19 protein-coding genes are annotated in these 23,859 nt (G+C 74.1%); 10 read left to right on the forward strand and 9 right to left on the reverse strand.

Going from position 1 to position 23,859, the window contains the following annotated elements; translation table 11 throughout:
* Window positions 1-16: 16 nt before the first annotated feature.
* From Q8791_RS05165 to Q8791_RS05180, 4 genes are all read right to left on the reverse strand, one after another.
* Complete coding sequence (locus tag Q8791_RS05165) at window positions 17-3,256, reverse strand: sacsin N-terminal ATP-binding-like domain-containing protein (protein WP_330090403.1); 3,240 nt, start codon at window positions 3,254-3,256, stop codon at window positions 17-19.
* A gap of 152 nt (window positions 3,257-3,408) precedes the next feature.
* The gene (locus Q8791_RS05170) at window positions 3,409-4,164 is read right to left on the reverse strand and encodes a DUF3027 domain-containing protein (protein WP_330090458.1); all 756 of its coding nucleotides are present in this window, start codon (window positions 4,162-4,164) and stop codon (window positions 3,409-3,411) included.
* A gap of 185 nt (window positions 4,165-4,349) precedes the next feature.
* A complete protein-coding gene (locus Q8791_RS05175; RefSeq protein ID WP_330090404.1) occupies window positions 4,350-4,733 on the reverse strand; it encodes a cold-shock protein in 384 nt (127 codons plus the stop codon).
* Window positions 4,734-5,287: 554 nt separating this feature from the next.
* Window positions 5,288-6,082: a hypothetical protein gene (locus tag Q8791_RS05180; RefSeq protein WP_330090405.1), complete on the reverse strand. Its 795-nt coding sequence runs from the start codon at window positions 6,080-6,082 to the stop codon at window positions 5,288-5,290.
* A 165-nt stretch (window positions 6,083-6,247) separates the two neighbouring features.
* On the opposite strand from Q8791_RS05180, the gene Q8791_RS05185 reads away from it, so the two are divergent.
* The 6 genes from Q8791_RS05185 (at window position 6,248) to Q8791_RS05210 (ending at window position 13,101) form a co-directional block, all read left to right on the forward strand.
* Window positions 6,248-8,770 carry a helicase-associated domain-containing protein gene (locus Q8791_RS05185; protein WP_330090406.1) on the forward strand — a complete coding sequence of 841 codons (2,523 nt, stop codon included), beginning with the start codon at window positions 6,248-6,250 and terminating at the stop codon, window positions 8,768-8,770.
* Window positions 8,771-8,910: 140 nt separating this feature from the next.
* On the forward strand, window positions 8,911-9,336 hold the full coding sequence (locus Q8791_RS05190; protein ID WP_330090407.1) for an OsmC family peroxiredoxin: 426 nt from the start codon (window positions 8,911-8,913) through the stop codon (window positions 9,334-9,336).
* 266 nt (window positions 9,337-9,602) lie between these two features.
* Window positions 9,603-10,079: a hypothetical protein gene (locus tag Q8791_RS05195; protein WP_330090408.1), complete on the forward strand. Its 477-nt coding sequence runs from the start codon at window positions 9,603-9,605 to the stop codon at window positions 10,077-10,079.
* Window positions 10,080-10,198: 119 nt separating this feature from the next.
* Window positions 10,199-10,642 (forward strand): hypothetical protein, encoded by a 444-nt coding sequence (locus Q8791_RS05200; RefSeq protein WP_330090409.1) that lies wholly within the window; start codon window positions 10,199-10,201, stop codon window positions 10,640-10,642.
* 102 nt (window positions 10,643-10,744) lie between these two features.
* On the forward strand, window positions 10,745-11,275 hold the full coding sequence (locus tag Q8791_RS05205) for a hypothetical protein (protein WP_330090410.1): 531 nt from the start codon (window positions 10,745-10,747) through the stop codon (window positions 11,273-11,275).
* 179 nt (window positions 11,276-11,454) lie between these two features.
* Entirely contained in the window at window positions 11,455-13,101 is a 1,647-nt protein-coding gene (locus tag Q8791_RS05210) for a DNA repair helicase XPB (protein ID WP_330090411.1), read from the forward strand.
* A gap of 254 nt (window positions 13,102-13,355) precedes the next feature.
* Here the strand turns inward: Q8791_RS05210 and Q8791_RS05215 are convergent, their stop codons facing one another.
* The 4 genes from Q8791_RS05215 to Q8791_RS05230 form a co-directional block, all read right to left on the reverse strand.
* Complete coding sequence (locus Q8791_RS05215) at window positions 13,356-15,734, reverse strand: ABC transporter permease (protein WP_330090412.1); 2,379 nt, start codon at window positions 15,732-15,734, stop codon at window positions 13,356-13,358.
* Window positions 15,731-16,459: an ABC transporter ATP-binding protein gene (locus Q8791_RS05220; protein ID WP_330090413.1), complete on the reverse strand. Its 729-nt coding sequence runs from the start codon at window positions 16,457-16,459 to the stop codon at window positions 15,731-15,733. The genes Q8791_RS05215 and Q8791_RS05220 overlap by 4 nt, the downstream gene beginning before the upstream one ends.
* The gene (locus Q8791_RS05225; protein WP_330090414.1) at window positions 16,456-16,983 is read right to left on the reverse strand and encodes a PadR family transcriptional regulator; all 528 of its coding nucleotides are present in this window, start codon (window positions 16,981-16,983) and stop codon (window positions 16,456-16,458) included. The genes Q8791_RS05220 and Q8791_RS05225 overlap by 4 nt, the downstream gene beginning before the upstream one ends.
* A 246-nt stretch (window positions 16,984-17,229) precedes the next feature.
* Window positions 17,230-17,466: a hypothetical protein gene (locus tag Q8791_RS05230; protein WP_330090415.1), complete on the reverse strand. Its 237-nt coding sequence runs from the start codon at window positions 17,464-17,466 to the stop codon at window positions 17,230-17,232.
* A gap of 227 nt (window positions 17,467-17,693) precedes the next feature.
* Here Q8791_RS05230 and Q8791_RS05235 point away from each other — a divergent pair, with 227 nt between their 5' ends.
* A complete protein-coding gene (locus tag Q8791_RS05235; protein WP_330090416.1) occupies window positions 17,694-18,701 on the forward strand; it encodes a R2-like ligand-binding oxidase in 1,008 nt (335 codons plus the stop codon).
* Between the two features lie 23 nt (window positions 18,702-18,724).
* Here Q8791_RS05235 and Q8791_RS05240 read toward each other — a convergent pair whose 3' ends face one another.
* Complete coding sequence (locus Q8791_RS05240; RefSeq protein ID WP_330090417.1) at window positions 18,725-19,324, reverse strand: LURP-one-related/scramblase family protein; 600 nt, start codon at window positions 19,322-19,324, stop codon at window positions 18,725-18,727.
* 282 nt (window positions 19,325-19,606) lie between these two features.
* On the opposite strand from Q8791_RS05240, the gene Q8791_RS05245 reads away from it, so the two are divergent.
* The 3 genes from Q8791_RS05245 (at window position 19,607) to Q8791_RS05255 (ending at window position 23,708) form a co-directional block, all read left to right on the forward strand.
* A complete protein-coding gene (locus Q8791_RS05245) occupies window positions 19,607-20,038 on the forward strand; it encodes an NUDIX hydrolase (protein WP_330090418.1) in 432 nt (143 codons plus the stop codon).
* A 116-nt stretch (window positions 20,039-20,154) separates the two neighbouring features.
* Complete coding sequence (locus Q8791_RS05250) at window positions 20,155-21,903, forward strand: ABC transporter ATP-binding protein (protein WP_330090419.1); 1,749 nt, start codon at window positions 20,155-20,157, stop codon at window positions 21,901-21,903.
* Window positions 21,900-23,708 (forward strand): ABC transporter ATP-binding protein, encoded by a 1,809-nt coding sequence (locus Q8791_RS05255; RefSeq protein ID WP_330090420.1) that lies wholly within the window; start codon window positions 21,900-21,902, stop codon window positions 23,706-23,708. Before Q8791_RS05250 ends, Q8791_RS05255 begins: the two co-directional genes overlap by 4 nt.
* Window positions 23,709-23,859 lie beyond the last annotated feature (151 nt).

Consider the following 23,859-nt stretch of genomic DNA (forward strand, 5'->3'; position numbering starts at 1 on the left):
GCGGCGCGGTCCCGCGCTACTCCAGGTCCGCCTCGGCGAGGAGGCGGGCGGCGGAGGACGGGTCGCGCAGCGCGGCGGCGACCAGGTGCCGACGGGGCCACTGCCCGGCACGCCAGCACAGGGCGCGCGCCAGGCCGTCGGTGGTGGACGCGTGCACGGAGCCGTCGCCGACGTACCACTCCAGTTCGACGCCGTCCACGGTGAGCGCCTCGTGGTGCAGGTAGGTGCGGTCCGGCTCCCCCGCGGGGTCCAGGAACAGGTCGGCCTCGCCGGGGACCGGCCGGACCTGCCCCGCGGATCCGATCCTCCCCGTGACCGACTCGCTCGCCAGGTCCAGGTCGAGTACGTCCGCCAGGGCCTCGGCGGCGTCGTCCGGGGCGAGGACCAGCGGCCGGCCCTCCAACAGCGGCAGCAGGTCCGGGGAGTCGACCACCAGGGCCTCCTCCGCGTCGGCGACCACGATCTCCCCGCCGCGCACGGCCCGTACGCGGGACGGCGGGGTCACCAGTTCCGTGTCGACGAGGGCCAGCGCGGTCCACACCAGGCGCAGCGAGGCCCGGTCCACGTGCCGTGCGGGGTCCGCCAGACGGGCGAGCAGGTCGTCCGGCCCCTCGGGGTCGGTGATCAGGTCGGCGAGGGTGGCGCGCACCCCCAGGGCGCGGGCGAACTCGGGGTCGACGTCGGCCGGGACCTCGTCGTAGAGACCCGACAGGGCCGGGTCGGCGTCGGTGGTGCGCAGTTCGACCGGCGCGCTGCCGCCCAGGAGGGCGCGGGTGCGCAGCCACCACGACGTGTACGAGGGCACGTCCACCACACGGCCGTCCGGCATCAGGAGGCGGGCGGGCTCGGTGACGGCCGCGCGGAGCGGTCCGCGGGACAGCATCGCCAGGGCCTGCGGCCAGCTGTCGTCGGCCACGCAGTCGAGGTCGGCGACGCACACGAGTTCGGGGACCACCGGCGGCAGATCGGGGTCGCCGACGCGTTCGAGGACCTCGTCGGCCCAGTCCTCCAGGCCGTCGGGCCCGTCCTCACCCGCGGCGCCGTCGAACTCCGCGACCAGGTCCTCCCCCAGTGCGGCCTCCTCGACCCGGACCACGTTGAGTTCCCAGAGGGCGCCGACCGCGCGCAGGGTGTCGGTCCCGTGGCGTTCGACGAGGTCCTCGTGGACGGTGCCGAAGGGGGCGTCGTCGACGAGCAGGGCCGCGAGGGGGGCGCCCGGGACGAGGAGTTCGGCGGCGACCGAGTAACCGTCCTCGTCGTCGCGCAGGGCGAGTTCGGCCAGCCAGGGCGCGTCGGCGACGGTCGTACCGGAGGCCGCGACGAGGTCGAGGACGGCCTCCGCGAGGGGCTCGGGGTCGTCCGCGTCGAGGGAGTCACGAACGGCCGCCTCGGTCCGCGGGTCCGACAGGACGGTGGCGGGGCCGGCCTCCACCGCACCCAGACGTTGCAGGAGCGGGTCGACGGCCTCGGGGTGGACCAGTCGGACGCCCAGCGTCGCGAGGGCCTCCGCGGAGATCCTGTCGCCCCGGGCGTCGCCGAGGTCGGCCCAGTCCTCACCGGGGAGGAGCAGGGAGCGGGGGCCGCGCACGAGGCGGCCGTCCGCCAGCGGGACCGGGAGGGAGCCGAGCTCGTCCAGGTCGGCGCCGCCGCTCCCGGCGATGTCGAGCGCGGAGTAGAGGGACGCCCACCAGCTCGGCGGCCGGTCGGTGTCCGCGAGCAGGTCGGCGACGTCGGCCAGGCCGAGGCGGTGGACGCGCAGGGCGGCGAGCGCCGGGTGGCGCGGGCTCCAGGACCCGGGAAGCAGCTGGGGGACGAGTTCGGCCAGGAGGGCGGCGAGGTCCGCGGCGCCACCGGTCCCGCCGGTGTCGAGCAGCGCCGCGTCGCGCGGGGCGACGGGCGCACCGGAGGCGGTGGTCAGGAACGGGGTGTCCTGGAGGGGTCCGGCGACGCGGGCGCGGAAGACGGCGTCGACGGCGCCGCCGCCCACGCGGGTGCCGGGTACGAGGTCGAGGGCGGCTCGGCCCTCGAACCGGCGCAGGAGCGCGCAGTAGGCCTCGGCCGCCTCCATGAGCAGCAGGTCGGTGGCCGCTCCGGGTTGGACGCCGCGCCGGTCGCTGCCGAGCGGGAAGGTGCCGATGAGGACGGCGGGGAGGTCGAGTTCGGTGTCGGTGGGGGTGGGCGCGTGGACGACGTTCTCGACGTCGGCGGGCAGGGTGGCGAGGGTGCCGTCGGAGGCCACGGGAACAGCCCAGGTCAGCGACCAGGAGGTGCGGTCGCGCTCCTCCGTCGGGCGGTCCGCCAGGAGGGCGGGGTCGAACTCCCCGGAGCGGCTGAGGACCCTCCACAGGGTGGTGCGCGTGCCCTCGGCGTCCCGGCGGCCGGTGACGAGGTCGGCGACGCCGGTACCCGCCACCTGTGCGGCGGAGGCGCTACCGGAGACGGAGGAGCCGTCCGGCGCGAGCGAGGCGGGGACGGCGTCCGGAACGTCCGCCGCTGCCGGGTCGGCGGGGTCCGCGGGCACGTCCTGCCGGGTGAGGACGTGCTCCTCCCCGTCCACGGACACGCGTACCTCCGCGAGGCCGGGCAGGGCCAGCAGCAGCGCCTCCCCGGTGCGGCCGAGGAGTTCGCGCACGCGCAGGCGCGCCGGCTCGTCGCGGAGCAGGAGGGTGACGACGGTGTCGTAGGCGCCCGGGGGCTCCGCCACCGCGGGGAACGGCAGCCGCAGCATGGGCACGTGCCCGGAGCGGCGGCCCACCTCGTCCACCAGGTCGGCGTGGGCCCCGCCTTCGGCCAGCAGCCCCGCGACGGCCTCGCGGGCGGCCTCGGCGCTGAAGCGGACCGCCGCGCCGCCGGAGTCGACGGTGACGTCGTCGCTGAGCGCCGCGACCGCGGAGAAGCCGACGCCGAAGCGTCCGGTCGCGCCCCGCTCGCCGCGCTTGGTGGAGGCGCGCAGCGTCGCCAGCGACTCCACCCCGTCGGAGGTCAGCGGGGAGCCCGTGTTCTCCGCGGTCAGCCGGAGGCCGTCCAGGGCCAGGCGCAGCCTTCCCGGCACACCGGCCCTGCGGGCCGCGTCGGCGGCGTTCTGGGCGAGTTCGACCACGACCCGGTCGCGGTAGCCGCCGAGCGCGAAGTCCTCCTCCGCGTTGGCGTCCTCCCTGAACCTGGCCGGGGCGTCGGCCCACGCCGCGAGGACGCGTCGTCGCAGTTCGGCGGTGTTGTAGGGGTCGACTGCCGAAGCGGTCACCGGCTCGGCCATGGTGGGTTCCTCCTGCGCTGCGGGGCACGACCCGGCACGGTGCACCCGGGGCGAGGGTGGGTGCGGTAGGAAGACCCTAGCCCACCGGGACGGGGGGCCAGGGTCTGACAGTGCGGCGGGGCGTGCTTTCTCCGGAGGCGGGACGCGGCCCGTCAGGACTCGGAGGAGACCAGTTCCAGCTCGGCGGTGTCGTCGAAGACGATGTGGTCGTAACCCATCTCGTCGATGACCGGGCCGCTGGGGCCGGACTGCGGCTCGGGGCGGCGCACCTCGGAGTGCGCGCCGCAGCCGTGGTCCATGGAGACGACGCGGCCGTCGTCGGGCGCGTACTCGTTGGTGCACACGCCGAACATCTGGCGCAGCTCACCGGCGAGCGGGGTCATGAAGCCGCAGGTGATGCAGCGGTCGGGCGCTGCCGCGGCGATCGGGCTGCGCGGACCGGCCTCGCCGTTGTACCAGCGCTCCGCGGCCTGCTCGCGCCCGGCCTCGGAGAGGACCTGGCGTCTGCCCAGCCCCAGCTCCCAGACCATCTGCTGGTCCACGCCCTCGTCGTCCAGCTCGCTCCCGGGCACCTGGGCGTAGCCGGGGATGAGGCGCTCGTCGCCCTCCTCCGTGGGGAGGAGGTCGCCGACGCCGAGGTCGCCGGGGAGCAGCCGCTCCTTCCAGGGCAGCCATTCGGGCGCCACGAGAGCGCCCTTGCCGGGGAGCAGAACGACCTCGTTGACCGTGACGTCCTTGGCGCGCGAGGCGCGGACGACGGTGACCGCGTAGTTCCACCCCGGGTAGGCGGGGTCGAGGCAGGTGAAGTAGTGGGTGACCAGGCGCGTGTCCTCGACCTGGGGGGTGAGCGCGTCACCCACCCATTCGGGTCGCCCGGCCTCGGCGGCCACCGAGCGGGCCAACTCCACCGCGTCGACACAGGCCTTGTCCGGTACAGGAGAACGTCGAGAAGGGCTCACGTTCCCCATTCTCACTGATCGCGAGCACCGATTTGACCATAACGCGGGTCAAGGTTCGCCCGATACATGCTCTTGATCAAGTCTTGCGGTGTCGCAGGGGCCCTCCCGGGGCGGAACGGGAGGGCCCGGAGGGCTCAGGCCTCCAGGTCGTCGGCCACCACGCGCAGCACGGAGGAGATCCTGGCGGCCTCCCTGTGCTCCGGGTGGCGGCCTCTGCGGTAGCCGGTGGACAGCCCCTCGAGCAGCTTGATGAGGTCCTCGGTGATGGCCACCATCTCGTCCGGTGTCTTGCGGCGGGCCCTGGCGACGGAGTGCTGGACGTCCAGGAGCGTGACCTGGAGAGCCTGTGCGCCCTTGCGGCCGTCCGCGACCCCGAACTCGACCCGCTGGCCGGGCCGCAGAGCCGCGGTGCCGGGCGGGAGCGACGAGGAGTGCACGAAGACCTCACCGCCGTCGTCGCGCGTGAGGAATCCGAAACCCTTGTCGCCGTCGTACCACTTGACCTTGCCGGTGGGCACGTAGAGACCTCGTGCTTTCGCTGGCGGGCGCCGGGGCCGGAAAGGCACGCGGGTGCCCGTGTCCCGCCCGATTCCCCGGGCTCCCGTGGTTTCCATGGGTGGTGGATCCAGGTTAGTGCGGAAGGCCGTCCGGAGGCGAGGGCGTATTCCTCCGGCGGGAAACCCGGCGGAACTCGTCGCGGGACGCCGAACGGTCTCCCCGGAACGCAGACGAGGCCCGGATACGGCTCACCCGGGCCTCGTACGGTGCTGGCGGCCCCCGCCGCTGGGTGCGGAGTGCGGGACGGGACCCGGCGGTGGAACGGGCCGCCTCGACCGGGGTGGCACCCGAACTGGAGGTCGGGTCACCGGTTACCGATACGACCGTCGTTAAGTGAAAGCGACGGTGTACTGACATGGTTACCCGAATCCGTGTCGCAGGACTCGTAGTAACGGGCCGACCGTAAAAGGTTATTCCTTAGCGTTTGCCAAGCAATGACCAGCCGGAACTGCACGAACGCCCGTCCGGCCCCTCCGGAGGACCCCGGCACGGGGTGACCGCGGGGTGCGCGGTGTCATGCCCGGGCGCGGCGCTCCGCCGCGTCGGCCGAGCGCCGCACCCTCGGGTAGAGGTAGACCACGCACACCAGGGAGCCCAGGGCGAGGCCGACGACCCCGGTGGAGGCCAGGGACTCCTGGATGTACTGGTCGACGAACCTGGCCTCCCCGTTCCACAGGGCCATACCGAGCAGACACGCCAGCAGGGGGACCCCGACGCCGACCCACTTGTCCCGGCCGGTCCACACCCGGCTGAGCACGACGAGCGCGGCGCCGAGCACCCACAGGTAGGCGAGGTCGAGGGCCCACGGCACCGTGAGCAGCATCAGGCCGAGGGCGGTGGCCTCGGCGGGATGGTGGCGGACCAGCGCCACCGCCCCGCGCGGGCCACCCCTGGCGGCGGTGCTCCGGGCGGCGCGGGCCGCGCGGTCCGCGTGGCGGCCGGTGATGTGGATGTCCGTCTGGCGCGGCCCCTCCACGAGGGACATCAGTCCGCGGCTGGGGCCGCCCCGCCAGGGCGGTGGCGGCCGGTCGGCGTGGCGCGGCCTCGGCGGGATCAGCTCCTCGTCCTCGATGTCGAGGTCCCTGCCCGCGATATCCCGTTCCACCAGGTCCTCCGGGCTGCCGAAGCCCCTGAGGATGCCTCGCACGGTCTCCGGGCCGTCGCTCTCCGCCGCGGCGCGGCGGGCGTCGATCCGCGAACGCACCTCCGTGAGGTAGGCGGTCCGCTCCCTCGGCGTCATCCGACCGTGCAGGACCAGGCCGACCTCGGACAGATAGTCCAGTACCAGTTGTTCCGAGCGCTGGGTCATGACTCCATAGTGGCCGAGAGCAACCTGGCCTTTAACCCCCCTTTCTGCATTTCGGTCACCGAATCCCCCTCGGATACGGACTCACTACCCGTGACGGGTGGTGACAACGGGGAACCGCGGGGACGCGCGCGAACACGGGGCCCGGCATCGCTTAGCGTGGACCCGATGACCGACAACGCAGCACCCGACGAGCACGACCCAGGAGAGGGGACCCCCGCGGCCTCCGCCACGGGCCGTCCCCCCACGTTCACCTCCTGGCTGCGGAGCCGGTCGGACGGGGAACTGGCCGCCCTGCTCTCCGCACGGCCCGACCTGGTGCAGCCGGTCCCGGCCGACATCGGCGCGCTCGCCGCCCGCGCCACCAGCCGCAACACGGTCCTGCGGGTCCTCGAACGGCTGGACCGGTTCACCCTCCAGGTACTGGAGGCCGTGATCGCACTGGGCGACGACCGGCTGTCCGAGCCGGTGGGGGTGCGGACCGTGGACCTGGCCGAGGCGCTGGGCACACTCCCCCGCCCCGGCGCGGCGGACGGGGCTGCGACCACGGCGCGCGGGGGGACGCCGACCGTGGCCGCCCCCGCGGGCGACCCCCTCACCGACGCCCTGGACACCCTGCTGGAACTGGCCCTCGTCTGGCCCGACCGGGGGCGGATCCGTCCCGTCCAGGTCCTCCGCGAGCTGATCCCCCACCCGGCACAGCTCGGACCGCCCGCGCGTGTTCTGCTCAACGGACTGCCGCACGGGGCGGCCACGCGGCTCGCCCGCGACCTCGTCCCCGACAGCACCGCGCACACGCCCGTCGAGACCGTCGCGACCTTCCTGGCCGACCCCGCGCGCGTCCTGGGCCTCATCGGGCAGGTCGGCCCGCAGGCGCGCAGGCTGCTGGACGGTATGGCGTGGGGCCCTCCCAACGGGACCGTCTCCGACGCCCGCCGCGAGGTCTCCCTCGCCACGGCCTCCTCCCCGGTCGAGACCCTGATCTCCCGCGCGCTGCTCCTCCCCAGCGGGGAGGACACCCTCACCCTCCCGCGCGAGGCCGCCCTGGCCCTGCGCTCAGGACAGCTGTTCCGCGAGGTCACCACCGCGCCGCCGCCGGTCGCGGGCACCGAGAACCCCGCGGACGCCGTCACCCGGGCGGCGGCCGGACAGGCGTTCACGGTCCTGCGGGCGATCGAGGAACTCCTGGAGCGCTGGTCCCAGGACCCGGCCGCCGTCCTCCGCAACGGCGGCCTGGGAGTGCGCGACCTGCGTCGCGCCGCCCAGGCGATGGACACCGACGAGACCACCGCCGCCCTGTTCGTCGAGGTCGCCCACGCCGCAGGGCTGCTCGGCACCGACGACCGGGTCGAGGGCGAGTGGCTGCCCACCCGCGCGTACGACCTGTGGCGGGAGACCCCGCCCGAACGCCGCTGGCTGCGGCTGGCCTCGGCGTGGCTGGACTCCGACCGGGTCGCGGCCCTGAACGGCTCACGCGACTCCGGCGGCCGGGTGCGCAACGTGCTCGGGGCCGGGCTGGTCCGGCCCGCCGCCCCGCAGTCGCGCCGGGACCTGCTGGGCGAGATGGCCACCGCGCCGCCCGGGTTCGCGGTGCTGCCCGAGTCGCTGTCCGCCCGCCTGTCCTGGCGCCGCCCTCGCCGCCAGTCCCCCGTCTACGCCGAGCTGGTGGAGATCGCCGCCTCCGAGGCTGCGGCGCTCGGGCTGACGGGGCGCGGGGCGCTGGCCGAGCACACCCGTCCGCTCCTGGACGGGGAGGACGACGACGCCGCGGGCATCCTCGCGGCGGAGATGCCGAAGCCGCTGGACTACGTGCTCGTCCAGGGCGACCTGACCGCGGTGGCACCCGGCCCCCTCGTGACCGGCCTCGCCCGCGACCTGGCGCTGGTCGCCGACGTGGAGTCCACCGGGGGCGCCACCGTCTACCGCTTCACGGAGGAGTCCGTCCGCCGCGCTCTCGACGCGGGGCAGGGGGTCGCCGACATCACCGCGCTGCTCGAACGCCACTCGCGCACCCCGCTCCCCCAGGCGCTGCGCTACCTGGTGTCCGACGTGGGGCGGCGGCACGGTCGGCTGCGGGCCGGTTCCGCCTCCAGCTACCTGCGCTGTGACGAGCCCGCACTGTTGGAGGAACTGCTCAGCGACCGCCGCACCCAGGACCTGGGACTGTTCAGGCTGGCGCCCACCGTGGTGGCGAGCCGCGCCAACCGGGCCTCCCTGATGGAGCGGCTGCGGCAGCTCGGCTACCACCCCGTGCCCGAGAGCGGGGACGGGTCCATGCGGTTGAGCCGCCCCGAGGCGCGGCGGGCCGACCCGGTGGACGCCCCGCCCCCGCCCGGGGGCTCCTTCCGGGAGATGGCGCGCGCGGCCGTGCGTGCCGTCCGGGCCGGGGACGAGGCGTCCACGGTGGCGCGCAGGCCGATCCCCCTGCCCGAGGACGGACCTCCGGGGTCGCGGACCGCGGCGGTGCTGGACGCACTGACCCGGGCGGCGAAGGACGGCCGGCGGGTGTGGATCGGCTACACGGACACGGACGGGCGGCAGGTGAGCCGGATCGTGGAGCCGTCGGGCGTGGACGGGGGCTTCCTCACCGCGTACGACGCGACACGCGCGGCCGTGCACCGGTTCGCCGTGCACCGCGTGAACGCGGTCGCCGAGCTGGACGGGCCAGGGGCGGGCCGGAGCGGCGGGTGACCTCCCCCGCTCCCGGCCGGACCCTGCCGTGTACCGGCGGCCCGGCGCGCGTAGGCGGACTCCGGGCGGTCGGCGCGGCGCGCTCCCGCCTTCGGTAGCGTTCTGTCGTTCTTTCACCACTGATGCAGAGGGGGCGCCGGATGGCGACCACACGTACCGCGACAGCGAACTGGGCGGGTGCGCTCCTGGACGGATCGGGCACCGTGTCCCTGGACTCCTCCGGAGCGGGCACGTTCGACGTCACGTGGGCCTCGCGGTCCCAGGAGCCCGACGGGCGGACCAGCCCGGAGGAACTGATCGGTGCCGCGCACGCCACCTGCTTCTCGATGGCGCTGTCCCACGGCCTGGCCGGGGCCGGGACCCCGCCGGAGAGCGTGCGGACCCAGGCGTCGGTGACCTTCCAGCCCGGCGAGGGGATCACAGGGATCGTGCTGAAGGTCCGGGCATCGGTCCCGGGGCTGTCGGCCGAGGACTTCCAGGCCGCAGCGCGGACGGCCAAGGACACCTGCCCGGTGAGCCAGGCGCTCGCGGGTACGACGATCACCTTGGACGCGGAACTGGCATGAGCCCGCGTCGGTCCGGTCGCTCCCGGACCGGCCCTCCCGGGGCGGGCGTGAGTCGGTGATCCGGCGCGTTCCGCCCCGGCCCGCGGCCCGCCCCCGGACAGTGGCGCGAGTTCCTGTACCCCTTCGCCGCTGCGGTCGACGAGCGGGACGACGAACTCGACCGGGGGGCGGGCACGAGCCCGCCGCGCACGCGCAGGCTCGTGGCGGCCCCGACCGACTAGGGTGGGGGCGAGTTGGTCGACCCACCGACAGCGAGAGACACCCCCATGAGCGACGCACCGCTGCCCCCCGGGGCATCGTCCCCCCGCGAGCACGGACGAGACGACCGCGGCGGCGGCCGTGGGACCGGCCGGGAGGCGCCACGGCGGGACGTCCCCGACGACCGGGGGCGCCGCGGCGCTGACCGGGACGAGCGTGACGAGCGGGACGACTCCCGCGAGGAGACCCGGACGGCGGCCCCCGGCGGGTCCAGCAGTTCGACCATGGCCCTGATCCTGCACGCGATCACCTTCGTGTGCTGCGCGAACTGGCTGTTCGGGGTCGCCGGGATCGTGTTCGCGGTGCGTGCCGCCCACGCGCGCGACCGCGGTCGCCCCGACCAGGCGGAGACGCTCACCCGCTACTCCTGGTACTGCCTGGGCGCAGGCGGTGTGATGCTCTTCGTGATGCTGGTCCTGACGTTCGTGATGTTCACCCAGGCGGGGTCGTGGATCCAGGGGATCGTCCCGGTGACCAACTACTGACCGCCGCTTGGCGAACCGTGCCGTCGGGCCCGGGTCCACACGCGACGGTCTGGGTATGCGGCAGTATGTGACGGCTGCGAGGGCGGCCTCGGCGACGGCGGGAGGCGGGACGAGCGGTGATGAGCGGCCAGGGCGGACCCAAGGCCTTCTGGGAGCGGGAGCAGGGCTCCACGCTCGGCTCGGTGCGCCCCTCGGCGGCGGTCGGCGCACGGATACCGGTCCCCGGAACCCCGACGACCGGCCCCTCCCCGCGCGACCACCGCCGAACGGGGCCGACCGGCCCTCCGGCCCGGCTGGGCGGAGCGGTCGCGGCCCTGGTGGTGGCGCTGCTCAGCCTGGTGGTGCCCGCCCTGGGGCTGTACCTGGGGATGTGGTTCTTCCTCCTGGTGGCGAACGTGCCCGGTATCGGCTTCGGGATCATGGCGGTCGTGCGCAACCCTGACGCGGCGGAGGTCGAGCGCTTCCTCCGGTACTCGTGGGCGTGCAACTTCGCCTACGCCGTGCTGTCGGTGGTGTTCCTCATCCCGATCATGGTCCTGGCGGTGATCATCCTCAGCGTCTGACCGGTCCCCACCGGACCTCTCGGCGCCCCCGCCCCGCTCCCGACGCCGCGCCAGGCGTCCCTCCCGCAATCCCCACACCCACACGTCTCGGAGATCACGACCTTGAGTGAGAACTGGCAGCCCGGGCCTCCCGGCGACCCCTACGGCACCCCCGCGGGCGGCCACCCCAGCCCCTACGGCGACCCCCACGGCGCCCCGTCGGGCGGCCACCCCAGCCCCTACGGCGACCCCCACGGCGCCCCGTCGGGCGGCCACCCCAGCCCCTACGGCGACCCCTACCCCCAGCCGACCGGCGGCTACGGGGCCCCGGCCGGATACGGCGCCCAGCCCGGCGGCTACGGCGAACCCGCCCCCGCGTACGGCTACGCCGTGGAACCGTACCGGGAGGCCGCGCCCAACCAGACGAGCGCGATCCTCGCGCTGGTGGTGTCCATCCTCCTCGTGGTGACCTGCTGCGGGGCCCTGGGGGTCGTCGGCCTCGTCTTCTCGGCGCTCTCCATGACGGAGAAGACCGACCCCGACAAGGCGCGGCGGCACCTCCGCTACGCCTGGATCGCCAACGGGGTGGTCCTGGGCATCCTGGCCGTCTGCGCGTGCCTGATCGGCTTCGCCATCGCCACCTCCGAGGCCTGACCTTCCGTCCGCGTCGCGACGGCCACCCGGAGCAGCGCATGCGGTCGCACCGGCGCAGGCGGGCGCCGTTCCGGCAGGCGGGAGCCGCCCACGACAGGTCTTTCGGTCTCAGGGCATGATCGGGGGCCCGGACGCGTTGCACCTGAGGCCGCCCCCGACCCGCGAGATTGAAGGTTCGTGTGTCCTGCCTGATCGTCCAGTCCGACAAGACGCTCCTGCTCGAGGTCGACCACGAGCTCGCCGGTGAGTGCCGCCGAGCCATCGCGCCCTTCGCCGAGCTGGAACGCGCACCCGAACACGTGCACACCTACCGGATCACGCCGCTGGCGCTGTGGAACTCCCGTGCCGCCGGGCACGACGCCGAGCAGGTCGTGGACGCGCTCATCCGCTTCTCCCGGTTCCCGGTGCCGCACTCCCTGCTGGTGGACATCGCCGAGACCATGCAGCGCTACGGGCGGCTGCGCATCGTCGGCGACCCCGTGCACGGGCTGGTCCTGGAGTCCTCCGACCGGGCCGTGCTGGAGGAGGTCGTACGGGCGAAGAAGCTCAAGGGCATGCTGGGCGACCGGCTGGACGCGGACTCGGTGTCCGTGCACCCCAGCGAGCGCGGCAACCTCAAGCAGGCGCTGCTGAAAATCGGCTGGCCCGCGGAGGACCTGGCCGGGTACGTCGACGGTGAGGCCCACACCATCGACCTGGACCAGGACGGCTGGGAGCTGCGCGGATACCAGAAGGAGGCAGCGGAGAGCTTCCACGCCGGCGGGTCGGGCGTGGTCGTGCTGCCGTGCGGGGCGGGCAAGACCGTGGTGGGCGCGGCGGCGATGGCGCTCACCGGGGCGACCACCCTCATCCTGGTGACGAACACCGTGTCGGTGCACCAGTGGAAGACCGAACTGCTGAAGCGCACGTCCCTGACCGAGGACGAGATCGGCGAGTACTCGGGCACACGCAAGGACATCCGGCCGGTCACGATCGCGACCTACCAGGTGATGGCCGCCAAGCGGAAGGGCGTGTACACGCACCTGGAGCTCTTCGACGCACGCGACTGGGGCCTCGTGGTCTACGACGAGGTGCACCTGCTGCCCGCACCGATCTTCCGGATGACCGCGGGCCTCCAGGCCCGGCGCCGTCTGGGGCTCACCGCGACGCTGGTGCGGGAGGACGGCCGCGAAGGCGACGTGTTCTCGCTCATCGGCCCGAAGCGCTACGACGCCCCGTGGAAGGACATGGAGAACCAGGGGTGGATCGCCCCGGCGGACTGCGTGGAGGTCCGTGTGGACCTGTCGGAGTCCGAGCGCCTGGCCTACGCGACCGCCGAACCCGAGGACCGGTACCGGTTCTGCGCGTCGTCCGAGACGAAGACCTCGGTGGTGCGGGAGATCGTGGAGCGCCACCCGGACGAGCAGGTGCTGGTCATCGGCTCCTACATCGACCAGCTGGACGACCTGGGGGCGTCCCTGGGCGCCCCTGTGATCAAGGGCGAGACCCGCAACAAGGAGCGGGAGAGGCTGTTCGACGCCTTCCGCTCCGGTGAGCTGCGCACGCTCGTGGTCTCCAAGGTCGCGAACTTCTCCATCGACCTGCCCGAGGCCGGTGTGGCGGTGCAGGTGTCGGGCTCCTTCGGGTCCCGGCAGGAGGAGGCGCAGCGCCTGGGCCGGGTCCTGCGCCCGAAGACGGACGGCCGCGCCGCGCGCTTCTACGCGGTGGTCGCCCGGGACACCCTCGACCAGGACTACGCCGCGCACCGCCAGCGCTTCCTCGCCGAGCAGGGGTACGCGTACCGGATCGCCGACGCGACGGACCTTCTGGCAGGCGAGGAGATCTAGGAACGGGCCGGGGCGCCGGACGCCCCCCACCCCCGGTGATGCGCCCCCCACCCCCGGTGATCTTGTACTTATAGCCGATCTCGACGCCCGAACCTCGCTATAAGTACAAGATCACGGCAGTGGGGGGCGGGGGCGGGGGCGGGGGCAGGGTGCGGACGCCCTCTCCGGAGACGGGAGCAGGGGCGGCCCCGGGCGGCGGGTCCCCGGTCCCGGCCCCCGTCACCGAGGACCCGTGTCGCCCGACCGGGCCCCGCTCACTCCGAACGCAGGCCCTCCGGGCGCATCGTCCGCAGCAGCGCGGGTACCGCGAGCAGGGTGGTCAGGGCCGCCACGCCCACGCCCGCACCCGCGATGACGAGGGTCTCCATCGGGATGAAGCGCACGGGGAGCCCGGCCACCCTCTGGACCATGACCCCGAGGGCGGTGCCCACCGCCGTGGCCAGCACGATGCCCAGGAACACGGGCAGCGTGGTCTGCCACACCACCGAGGCCACCAGCGTGCTCCGCCGGGCGCCGAACGCTGTGAGCACCGCGTGTACCCGCCGGCGCCCGCGGATCTGCTCGACCGTGCCCACCACCAGTCCGGCGGCGATCACCGTCAGGCAGGCCAGGGCTCCGGCGACGAGCGCGTCACGGATGTCGGCCATGGCCGGGTTGACCACGGTGGTGATCGGGACGTCCAGGCGCGCGGTCGGGTCCAGGGACCCGACGGTGTGCCTGAGCCCCTCCTCCATTCCGGGGACGGCCGGGTCGGCCCTGATCCAGATCGTGCTCCGGCCGGCGATCTCCTCGGGTACCGCGGCGGCCTCCGGGGTCGCGAGGACGACGTCCCGCGCCGTGTGCCCCATGGCGTTCCAGGGGTGTTCGAGCAGCGCTCCCTCGAAACCGGAGACCGGGGGCAGCACCCAGTCGCTCTCCGTCGCGTCCTCCCTCGGGCGGACCATGAGGGTGTCGCCGGCCTCCAGTCCGGGCAGCGCGCTGAACACGTCCCCGGGGGAACAAGCCGGCAGGTCGGCCATCTGTTGCAGGACGTCGCAGTCGGCGATCCGGACCGGGACGTCGGTACCGTCGCCGGTGGTGCCCCACACCGTGCGGAAGGCCGCCGCCTCCTCCACACCGGGCACGCGCGCCACGGTCCCGGCGGGGTCGTCGTCGGCGGGGGGCATCCACAGGTTCGCCTGGACCTGGAACCGGGACGAACCGAACTCGGTCTCCGCGTACGCCTCGTCGGCGGTGTCCGCGAGCGTCACCGTCGCATCGGCCCAGGCGTTCGCGAACAGGCTCTGCAGTGCGATGGCCCCCGCGACGGTCACCACGATGCCGCTGACAGCCCGGGTGGGCCCGCCACCCGCCGCCGCCAGCCGGCGCTGGGCGAGCTGGAGCGAGAGGGGGCCGCCCGAGGCGCGTCCGAACAGCCGGTCCACCAGCCAGGGCAGCACGGCGGTAGTGCCGAGCAGCGCGGCCAGGAGCCCGAGCACCGTCATCGGCAGCCCCCCGCCCCCGTTCAGGCCCAGTCGCTGGACCGTCTGGAGGTCCATGCTCAGCCAGATCAGGACCACCCCGAGCACCAGGAGCAGCAGACGCCACCACACCCTGGGGCGCGGCCGTTCGGCGCGGCGCACGGTGCCGAGCGGTTCGACCACGACCCCGCGCAGGGAGGCGAGCACCACCCACAGGGCGAGCAGCGGAACCCCGGCGAACACCAGTGCGCCGAGCACGGGGTGCGGTGTCACGTCCCCGGCGTACAGGCCGGGTCCCACCCGCACCGTCTCCACGATCGGACGCCCGGCGAGGAAGAGCACCGCCCCGAGCACCAGGCCGAGCCCGACACCGGGAAGGGTCTCACCTGCCGCGACGCGCCGGACGGCCCGGCGGTCGGCCCCCATGAGCCGCAGCGCGGCCAGGCGGCGCTCACGCTGTTCACCGCCGAAGCGCACCGCCGCACCGAGGAAGACCACGACAGGGGTGAGCATGACGACCGCGCCCACCATGCCGAGGAGCGCGACGACCGGCCCCCGCACGACGGGGCCGGGCTCCCCTCCGAACGCGGTGATCCGTATACCGGCGTTCTCCACGGCCAGGTCCTCGCTGCCGAGGTAGTAGGCCAGTTCGTGCGGTCCCAGGAGCCCCTCGGGGCCGATCTCCCCGACGACGGGGTGGTCGAACCGGTTCCGGAGGGCCTCCGTGCCCGGGGCGTCGAGCAGGTCGGCCAGCGCGGGGGAGAGGAGGAGCTCGCCCGGCCCGGGGATCTCGGTCACGCCGGGCGGGAGCGGGGGGTCGGCCCCCTCGGCCCGGAGGAGTCGCCCGTGGACCTCCTGCCCCTCGTGGACAGTGGTCGCGACGCCGATCAGCAGGGTGTCGTCGCCCGCCGGGGGCGCCGGGGTGGGGGCCACCTGGTGGTCCACGCGGGCCGCGTTCCGCTCGGACAGGTGGTCCAGGGCGGTCGGCAGGCCGGCGGTCAGGAGCAGCCCGGCGGTGGCCGCGCCGACCCCGATCGCCGTGAGGACGCTCCGGAGGACGACCTCCCGGCCGCCGCGCAGGGCGAGCTGCGCGCCCAGCAGGAGTTCGCCGAGGGGGGACGGGCGGTCGCGTTCCGGACCGGTTCCGGCGGGTGTGCCGTCTCGTGGGCTCATCCCGGCCCTCCGACGTCGAGGGTGCGGCCGTCCCGGCAGACGACCTCGCGGTCGGCGTAGGCGGCCACCCGGGCCTCGTGCGTCACCACGACCACGGCGGCCCCGGACTCCCGGGCCGCCTCGGTGAGCATGCGGATCACCCGTTCCCCGTTGAGGGAGTCGAGGGCGCCCGTGGGTTCGTCGGCGAACACCACCCGGGGGCGGGTGATGAGGGCCCGGGCCACCGCGACCCTCTGGCCCTGGCCGCCCGAGCACTCGCCGGGGGTCTTGTGCGCGAGTTCGCCCACGTCCAGCCGGTCCAGCCACTCGGCTGCGGCGTGCTCCGCCCGGCGGCGGGGCCGCCCGCCGAGCCGCAGGGGGAGCGCGACGTTCTCCAGGCAGGACAGTTCGGGGACGAGCTGGCCGAACTGGAACAGGAAGCCGAACTCCGAGCGGCGCAGCGCGCTGAGCCGGGTGTCCGAGGCGGTCACCAGGTCCTGACCGTCGTACTCGATGGACCCGGCGTCCGGCCGGACCACGCCGGCGAGGCAGTGCAGGAGTGTGGACTTCCCCGAGCCGGAGGGGCCCATGACGGCGACGACCTCGCCGGGGTACAGGTCGAGGGAGGCGTCCTCCAGGGCCTGGGTGAGGCCGAAGGCCTTGCGCAGGCCGGAGCCGGTGAGCAGGGGAGGTCCGAGGTCCTCGGGGAGGCGGCCGGGGAGGGCGTGGGAGGCGGGTCGGCTCATCTGCCGCGCACCTCGTCGGCGAGGTCGTTCAGCCGGGCGGCGGTCAGTTCCAGCCACCGCAGGTCGGCTTCCAGGTGGAACAGGGCGTGGTCGCAGATGAGCTGGTCGGACAGGTCCCCGTCGGTCTTGCGGCGGGTGAGTTCGCGCATCCGGCGCAGGTGCTCGGCGCGTTGGACGTCGAGGATCCCGTCGGCCGAACGGCCGGTGAGCAGGGCGAGCACGACCTTGGTGTACAGGGTGCTCTGGAGGTAGGGCTCGGGGTTCTCCGGTGTGGCGAGCCACTGTTCGACGTCGGTGACCCCGGAGTCGGTCACGGTGTAGCGCTTGCGCTCGGGGCCCGCGCCGGCTTCGATCGCCTCCACCTCCACCAGCCCGTGCTTGAGCAGGCGGGAGAGGGTGGCGTACACCTGACCGTAGGCGAGCGGCCGTGGGCCGGCGAAGCGCTCGTCGTAGGCCCGTTTGAGGTCGTATCCGTGTTGGGAGCGGGTTTCGAGCAGCCCCAGGAATGTCTGGCCGAGAGTCATGTCGGCGACTATACACGCCGCGTATACTCGCTTTGTATAGATAGGCCGCCGGACAGGTCGACGGGAGCTGACCGCCCCCACCTACCCCCCACCCCCGATGATCTTGTACTTATAGCCGATCTCGACGCCCGAACCTCGCTATAAGTACAAGATCACGGCAGAGGGGGGCGGGAGCAGGGGCGGGGGCGGGGGCGAGGGCAGGGTGCGGACGCCGTCTTCGGGCCCAGAGCCGGGACCCCGGGGCCGTCAGACGGAGGGCAGGCCGCCGATGACGTAGGTGCCCGCGGCGATGCCCCACGCCACCAGCGAGTAGCTGAGGGTGCGGGTGCGCAGGATCCGGTCCCCGCGAACGGACGGGGCGGTGAAGGCGGCCATGAGGAGCACCATCCCGAGGAGCGCGGGAATGGCGGAGGCCAGCGCGAACAGCTGGGTCTGGGCGGCGCAGGCGGCGTAACCGGCGGTGCCGGGATCACCACAGAACACGTCGTCCCCCGATCGGATCGTTCAGTGCGGGCGGTACTCCCCGACCGTACCGCTCCGGAGAGGGGTGGATCGTCGGTGATGCCGACCGCGAGGGTGCGAGGAGCGGGTTCGGGGCGCTCCTGACCGAACCACATTCGGCCCCTGGGCGACGGAAGCCACTCGGCCCCTTTACACGAGACCCCCTCGTGTCCAATCATGAGGGCAGTCCACCCCCTGGAGGTCCTCCCGTGCCCGACGAGCCCGCCCCCGCGACGGGGCCCCCGCGCTCCTCCCCCTCCGCGTACCGGACGGGGTTCCACTCGCTCCGTCACGGCGGCCTGAACTGGGACTCCCTGCCGCTCAAGCTGTTCGCCAAGGGCAATGCCCGCTTCTGGGACCCGGCGGACATCGACCTCGGTCGGGACGCCGAGGACTGGGAGAAGCTCGGTGGAGAGGCGCGCGAGCGCATCCTGCGGCTGTGCGCGTTCTTCGTGGCGGGCGAGGAGGCCGTGACCGAGGACCTCCAGCCGTTCCTCCGCGCGATGGCGGCGGAGGGCAGGCTCGGCGACGAGATGTACCTGACCCAGTTCGCGTTCGAGGAGGCCAAGCACGTGCAGGCGTTCCGGCTGTGGCTGGACGCCCTCGGCGTGCACGACGACCTCCACGAGCACGTGGACGCCAACCCGGGCTACCGGGCGCTGTTCTACAAGGAGCTGCCCGGATCGCTGGAGGCGCTCCTGGACGACCCGAGCCCCCGGAACCAGGTGCGGGCGTCGGTGACCTACAACCACATCATCGAGGGCTCCCTGGCGCTCACCGGCTACTACGCCTGGAACCACGTGTGCACGGTCCGGGACATCTTCCCCGGGATGCGGCAGATCGTGCGGAGGATCGGCGACGACGAACGCCGGCACATGGCGTGGGGCACCTTCACGTGCCGCAGGCACGTCGCGGCCGACGACGGCAACTGGGAGGTGGTGCGGGAACGGCTCGACGAGCTGCTGCCGCACGTGATGTCGACGGTGGAGCGGGGCGAGGAGCCGTCCGGGAGCTCCGGGCTGGGGCGCTACGAGCTGCCGCCGGGCGAACTGCTGAAGTACGCCGGGGACCGGGCGCTGCGGCGGCTCGGGGCGATCGAGTCCGCGCGGGGGGTTCCGCTGGCGCGTATCGACCTGGACTCGGCTCCGGAGGAGCTGGAGGAGAGGTTCGGGGAGGAGGACCGGGAGGCCGTGGCCGGGCTGACCGCGCGGAGGTAGGGGCGGGGCCGGGTCCCTACGCCTCAGAGGAAGGCGGTCCCGGAACTCCCTTCGCGCAGGACCAGGTCGATGGTGACGCCCGAGGCCACCACGAGGGTGCGCAGGGGCTCGGGCAGGCCCGCGTAGCGGTGGTGCAGGACGTAGGTGTCCGCCGCGGTGAAGAGTTCGCCCAGGTCGGGCAGCCGGCGGTCCACACGGGCCACCTCGTGCCCGTGGTGGTCGTTGATCCTGAAGTCGCGCCCGAGCAGGTCCCCCTCGATCGTGCCGAGCCTGCGCTTCCACGGGTCGAGCAGGGTGAACGCCGCACGGAAGAAGGTGAGGTCCTGTTCGATCGTGCCGACCCGGCGCCCGTCGGGCAGGCTCACGGCGGTCGTGGCGGTCATCCACGACCAGCTCTTGTGGATGGTCAGCCGGTGGTGGCCGTACACGTCGCCGACGAACAGCGTGTCCCGGGTGCTGCCCGTCGCGAACTGCTGGAGGAGTCGGCTGCCCGCGTCGGAGGCGTCCTGGCGCACGTGGGCGACCTGGCGGCCCGTGTGGTCGAAGCAGAAGTACTCCGAGTTCACGGCCAGGAGGTTCTTGGGCTGTCTCACCAGGAGGGGGTTGGCTGCCAGGAAGTCCATGGGCAGAACTCTAGACCGCGCCGCACGGCCCCGACCTCCCCGGTCGCGCCCCTCGTCACACGTGCCCCCGACGCCCCGCCCCTCCCGGGCGGCACGTCCCGTCCGGCCGGCGGAGGGGGCGGGACCGCGCACCTCGCCGTCCGCCGCGTCAGGGAGCGACGACCGCGTCGCGCCAGAGCTCGCGCCGACCGCGCTCGGCCTCCAGGGCGATCCGACCGAACGCCCTTCCGGTCCCCCGGGGACGCGGGTCCGGCGGTTCCCTCCCCGCCCTACAGTGGGGCCATGTCCTCGACCTCACCGGCACAGCCCGGTACCCCCGCCGTGATCGACGCCCTGGCCTGGGTGCACGTGCGCGACGGACGGCTGCTGTGCGTCCGCACCGAAGGCGTCGACCTGTTCTACCTCCCCGGCGGCAAGCGCGAGCCCGGTGAGAGCGACGAGGCCGCCGTGGCACGTGAGGCCCGGGAGGAGGTCGGCGTGGTGCTCCGCCCCGGGACGTTCCGGCGGGTGGCGGTCATCGACGAACTCGCCTACGACAAGGCCCCGGGGACGCGGGTGCGGCTGGCCTGCTACTCCGCGGAGCACGACGGGGAGCCCGCGGTGGCCAACGAGATCGCCGAACTGGACTGGATCGGCTTCGCCGAGCGGGAGAGGTGCGCCCCCGCGGTGCGCCGCCTGATCGACCTGCTGCACGCCGAGGGCGCCCTCGCCTGACCTCGGGGGCCACCCCCCGGCCCGCCGGAAACCCCCGGCGAACAGGCACGACGGGGCGGACCGGCCCCGAAAAACGAGTGGCCCCGCCCCGGTTCGCTGGTTACAGTCCGAGAACTGTGCGTGTACTTCCTCAGCCTCCGGGGCTTCCCGACCACCGTTCGGCCAACCGCTTCCTCCTGTGGCTCGCCCGCGCGGAGTGGCGCTCGCTCGCGTGGGCGGGGGGCGTGACCGGCGTCTACCGCCTCTGCGGCGTCCTCATGTCCGCGGCCGTCGGCGCCACCCTGGACTCCGGCGTGGTGGAGGGCGACCCCGGGTCGCTCCTGACCTGGTTCGGGGTCCTCACCGCGCTGACCCTGCTGAGCACGCTCCTCGTGCCGTTGGGAAACCGGGCCCAGTCGTTCAACTGGTACGCGTCCGCCTACCGCACCGTGCAGGTCGTCATCGCGAGGTCCGTCGCCCTGGGCCCCACCCTCACCCGGCGGCTGCCGTCCGGCGAGGTGGTCGCGGTCGGGACGGACGACATCGACAGGCTGGGCGACTTCTACTACGAGTCGGCGCTGATCCCCGCCTCCGTCATGACGGTCGGCGCGGTGAGCGTCCTCATGCTCTCGTCGCACACCGAGTTCGGCCTGATCGTGCTCGTCGCGGTGCCGGTGATGATGCTCGGCATGGTGCCGCTCCTGCGCCCCCTCTCCCGACGGCAGGAGCACCACCGCACCAGGCAGGCCGAACTGACCACGCGGGCCACCGACCTGGTCGCCGGGCTGCGGGTCCTGCGGGGTGTGGGCGGGGAGCGCACCGTCGGCGACCGCTACCGGGACGAGTCCCAGCGCGTGCGCGCCGCGGGTGTGCGGGTGGGGTGGATGGACGCCGCCCTCCAGGCCGTCCGCGAGCTGTATCCGGGGCTGCTGCTGGTGGGCATCGTCTGGTACGGCGCCCGACTGGCCCTCGCAGGAGAGATCACCGTGGGCCAGCTCGTGGCGTTCTACGGGTACACGGGCAACCTGGCGGTGGCGGTGCGGTACCTGATGCAGGCCTCGTCCGAGTTCGTCTCCGCCCGGGTCGCGGCGGGACGCGTCGTCCGGGTGCTCTCGCTGGAGCACGACCACCCCGACCCAGAGCACCCCGCGGAGGCCCCCTCGGCCCCGTGCGACCTGCGCGACCCCTCCAGCGGGGTCGTCGTGGCAGCCGGGTGCACCACCGGGGTGGTGTGCTCCGACGCGGCCGGGGCGACCGCTCTCGCCGAGCGCCTGGGCCGGTACCGCGACGGGGACGGGGACGGCTCGGACGCCCTGCTCGTCGAACGGGGGACCGGGCGGGAGGTACGCCTGCGCGACCTTCCGCTGCGCGACGTGCGCCGCCGTGTCCTGGTCGCGTCCAACGGCGCCCACCTCTTCTCCGGCAGGCTCCGCGAGGAGCTGTCCCCCGACGGCGGGCTGTCCGACGACCGCCTCGCCGCCGTGGTCCGGGCCGCCTGCGCCGACGACGTCGTGCGCCAGTCCCCGGCGGGCTTCGGGGCACTGCTCACCGAGCGCGGACGCGAGTACTCCGGCGGCCAGCAGCAGCGCCTCCGGCTCGCGAGGGCGTTCGGCCTGGACCCCGAGATCCTGGTCCTGGTCGAACCGGCCTCCGCCGTGGACGCCCACTCGGAGGCGGCCATCGGCGCACGGCTGGCCGAGGAGCGCGAGGGGCGCACCACCGCCCTGGTCACCACCAGCCCGCTCCTGCTCGACCACACCGACCGCGTCCTGTTCGTGGACGGCGGGCGCGTCGTCGCCGAGGGCTCCCACCGGGACCTGCTCGCGACCGTCCCCGACTACGCCTCCACCGTCCTGCGCACCGTCTCCACGAGTGGGAAGCCATGACCCGGACCACCGCACACACCACACCCCACGAGGCCCCGCCGGCGCCGCGGGCCGCGACCGCCGCGCTGCCGATCGCGTCGCTTCCCATGGTCCGGGCACGGCTGCGGCAGGCCGGACGCGACCACGGCCGGGCACTGCTCGCCGTCGTGGCCCTGTACGGGTTGGCGGCACTGGCCGCGCTGGTCGCCCCGTGGGTGCTCGGCATGGTCATCGACGCGGTTCGCGGAGGGGCCGCCCCGGACCGGATCGACCTGCTCGCCGTGGTGATCGTCGTCAGCCTGCTGTTCCACGCCGGGTTCACGCTCGTGTCGGTGGCGCAGTCGATCCGCTTCGGGGAGGAGGTGCTGGCCGAGCTGCGCGAGGAGTTCGTCCGCGCGGTCCTGCGCCTGCCGCTCGGAACGGTCGAGAGCGCCGGGACCGGGGACCTCGTGGCCAGGTCCGGCCGCGACATCGGCCACCTGAGCCACACGGTGCGCCACTCGGTGCCGGTCGTGGCGGTGAGCACGGTGACGGTGGCCGTCATCGTCACCGCGATCAGCCTGCTGCACCCCGCGCTGCTCCTGGCCTGGGCGCCGTCCCTGCTGATCATCTGGGCGTCCACCCGCTGGTACTCCCGCCGGGCCCCCGACGGGTATGTCCGGGAGCTGGCGACCTACTCCGACCTGACGCAGAGCGTCACGGACACCGTGGAGGGGGCGCACACCCTGGAGGCGCTGGGGCGCCAGATCCGCCAGACCGCACGGGCCGACGACATGGTGCACCGCGCCTACCTGGCCGAGCGGTACACGCTGTGGCTGCGGTGCGTGTGGTACCCGCCGCTGGAGTTCGCCTACCTGTTCGCGACCGCGTGCACGTTCCTGGTGGCGGGGTCCCTGTACGCGAACGGGCTGCTGACCGTGGGCCAGATCGCCACGGCCGTCTTCCTGTCCGTGCAGATGACCCGGCCCGTGGAACAGCTGGTGGACCAGGTGGACAGCCTGATGATGGGCCTCACGAGCCTGCGGCGCCTGCTCGGGGTGCGGCTGGCCGAGGAGCGGACGGGCGCCGCGGAGGCGGCCGGTGAGCACGTCCCGGGGTCGGTGGAGGTGCGCGGCGTGCGGTTCGGCTACACCGGCAAGGAGGTCCTGCACGGGGTGGACCTGGTCCTGCGTCCCGGTGAGCGGCTGGCCGTGGTCGGACCGAGCGGGTCGGGCAAGTCGACGCTCGGCAAGCTTGTCGCGGGCGTGCACGGGCCGACCTCCGGGAGTGTCCGGGTCGGCGGGGCGGACATGGCGGGGCTGTCGCCGGAGCTGCGGCGCGAACGGGCGATCCTGCTGAGCCAGGAGAGCCACGTGTTCCGGGGCACCGTCGCCGAGAACCTGGCGCTGGCCCTGGACGCCGCCGACGTGGACCGGGACCGGCTGTGGGAGGCGCTGGCCGCCGTGGACGCCGACACGTGGGTGCGGTCGCTGCCGGAGGGCCTGGACACGCGGGTGGGGTCGGGGCACCTGCCGCCGGACCCGGCCCACGTGCAGCAGCTCGCGCTGGCCCGGGTGGTGCTCGCCGACCCGGAGGTGCTGGTGCTGGACGAGGCGACGTCGCTGATGGACCCGGGGTCTGCCCGTCACCTGGAGCGGTCGCTGGCCGGGGTGCTGTCGGGGCGCACGGTGGTGGCGATCGCGCACCGGTTGCACACCGCGCACGACGCCGACCGGATCGCCGTGGTGGAGGGCGGACGGATCAGCGAGCTGGGCAGCCACGACGAACTGCTGGCTCTCGGGGGTTCGTACGCCGGCCTCTGGCACGCCTGGCACGGGGACGCCTGAGTCCGCACGCGCGGCCCAGCCGGCCGAGGGACGCCCTTCGGCCGGATCGGCGATCCTCCGCGCACACCGCCCCGGGTCCGGCGGTGTCGGCGGCGCGGACCGCGACCCGGGTCCCCCGAATGCCGGACACGGGCGCGGCCGGCACGGCGGC

It is taken from the genome of Nocardiopsis codii (assembly GCF_036327455.1).
In the GTDB taxonomy this organism is placed as follows: Bacteria; Actinomycetota; Actinomycetes; order Streptosporangiales; family Streptosporangiaceae; genus Nocardiopsis; species Nocardiopsis codii.

Excerpts from the sequence above, each read along its gene's own strand:
- Q8791_RS05165 (WP_330090403.1), bottom strand. The coding sequence starts at position 3,256 with ATGGCCGAGCCGGTGACCGCTTCGGCAGTCGACCCCTACAACACCGCC.
- Q8791_RS05180 (WP_330090405.1), bottom strand. The coding sequence starts at position 6,082 with ATGACCCAGCGCTCGGAACAACTGGTACTGGACTATCTGTCCGAGGTC.
- Q8791_RS05185 (WP_330090406.1), top strand. The coding sequence starts at position 6,248 with ATGACCGACAACGCAGCACCCGACGAGCACGACCCAGGAGAGGGGACC.
- Q8791_RS05190 (WP_330090407.1), top strand. The coding sequence starts at position 8,911 with ATGGCGACCACACGTACCGCGACAGCGAACTGGGCGGGTGCGCTCCTG.
- Q8791_RS05195 (WP_330090408.1), top strand. The coding sequence starts at position 9,603 with ATGAGCGACGCACCGCTGCCCCCCGGGGCATCGTCCCCCCGCGAGCAC.
- Q8791_RS05200 (WP_330090409.1), top strand. The coding sequence starts at position 10,199 with ATGAGCGGCCAGGGCGGACCCAAGGCCTTCTGGGAGCGGGAGCAGGGC.
- Q8791_RS05215 (WP_330090412.1), bottom strand. The coding sequence starts at position 15,734 with ATGAGCCCACGAGACGGCACACCCGCCGGAACCGGTCCGGAACGCGAC.
- Q8791_RS05220 (WP_330090413.1), bottom strand. The coding sequence starts at position 16,459 with ATGAGCCGACCCGCCTCCCACGCCCTCCCCGGCCGCCTCCCCGAGGAC.
- Q8791_RS05225 (WP_330090414.1), bottom strand. The coding sequence starts at position 16,983 with ATGACTCTCGGCCAGACATTCCTGGGGCTGCTCGAAACCCGCTCCCAA.
- Q8791_RS05240 (WP_330090417.1), bottom strand. The coding sequence starts at position 19,324 with ATGGACTTCCTGGCAGCCAACCCCCTCCTGGTGAGACAGCCCAAGAAC.
- Q8791_RS05245 (WP_330090418.1), top strand. The coding sequence starts at position 19,607 with ATGTCCTCGACCTCACCGGCACAGCCCGGTACCCCCGCCGTGATCGAC.
- Q8791_RS05255 (WP_330090420.1), top strand. The coding sequence starts at position 21,900 with ATGACCCGGACCACCGCACACACCACACCCCACGAGGCCCCGCCGGCG.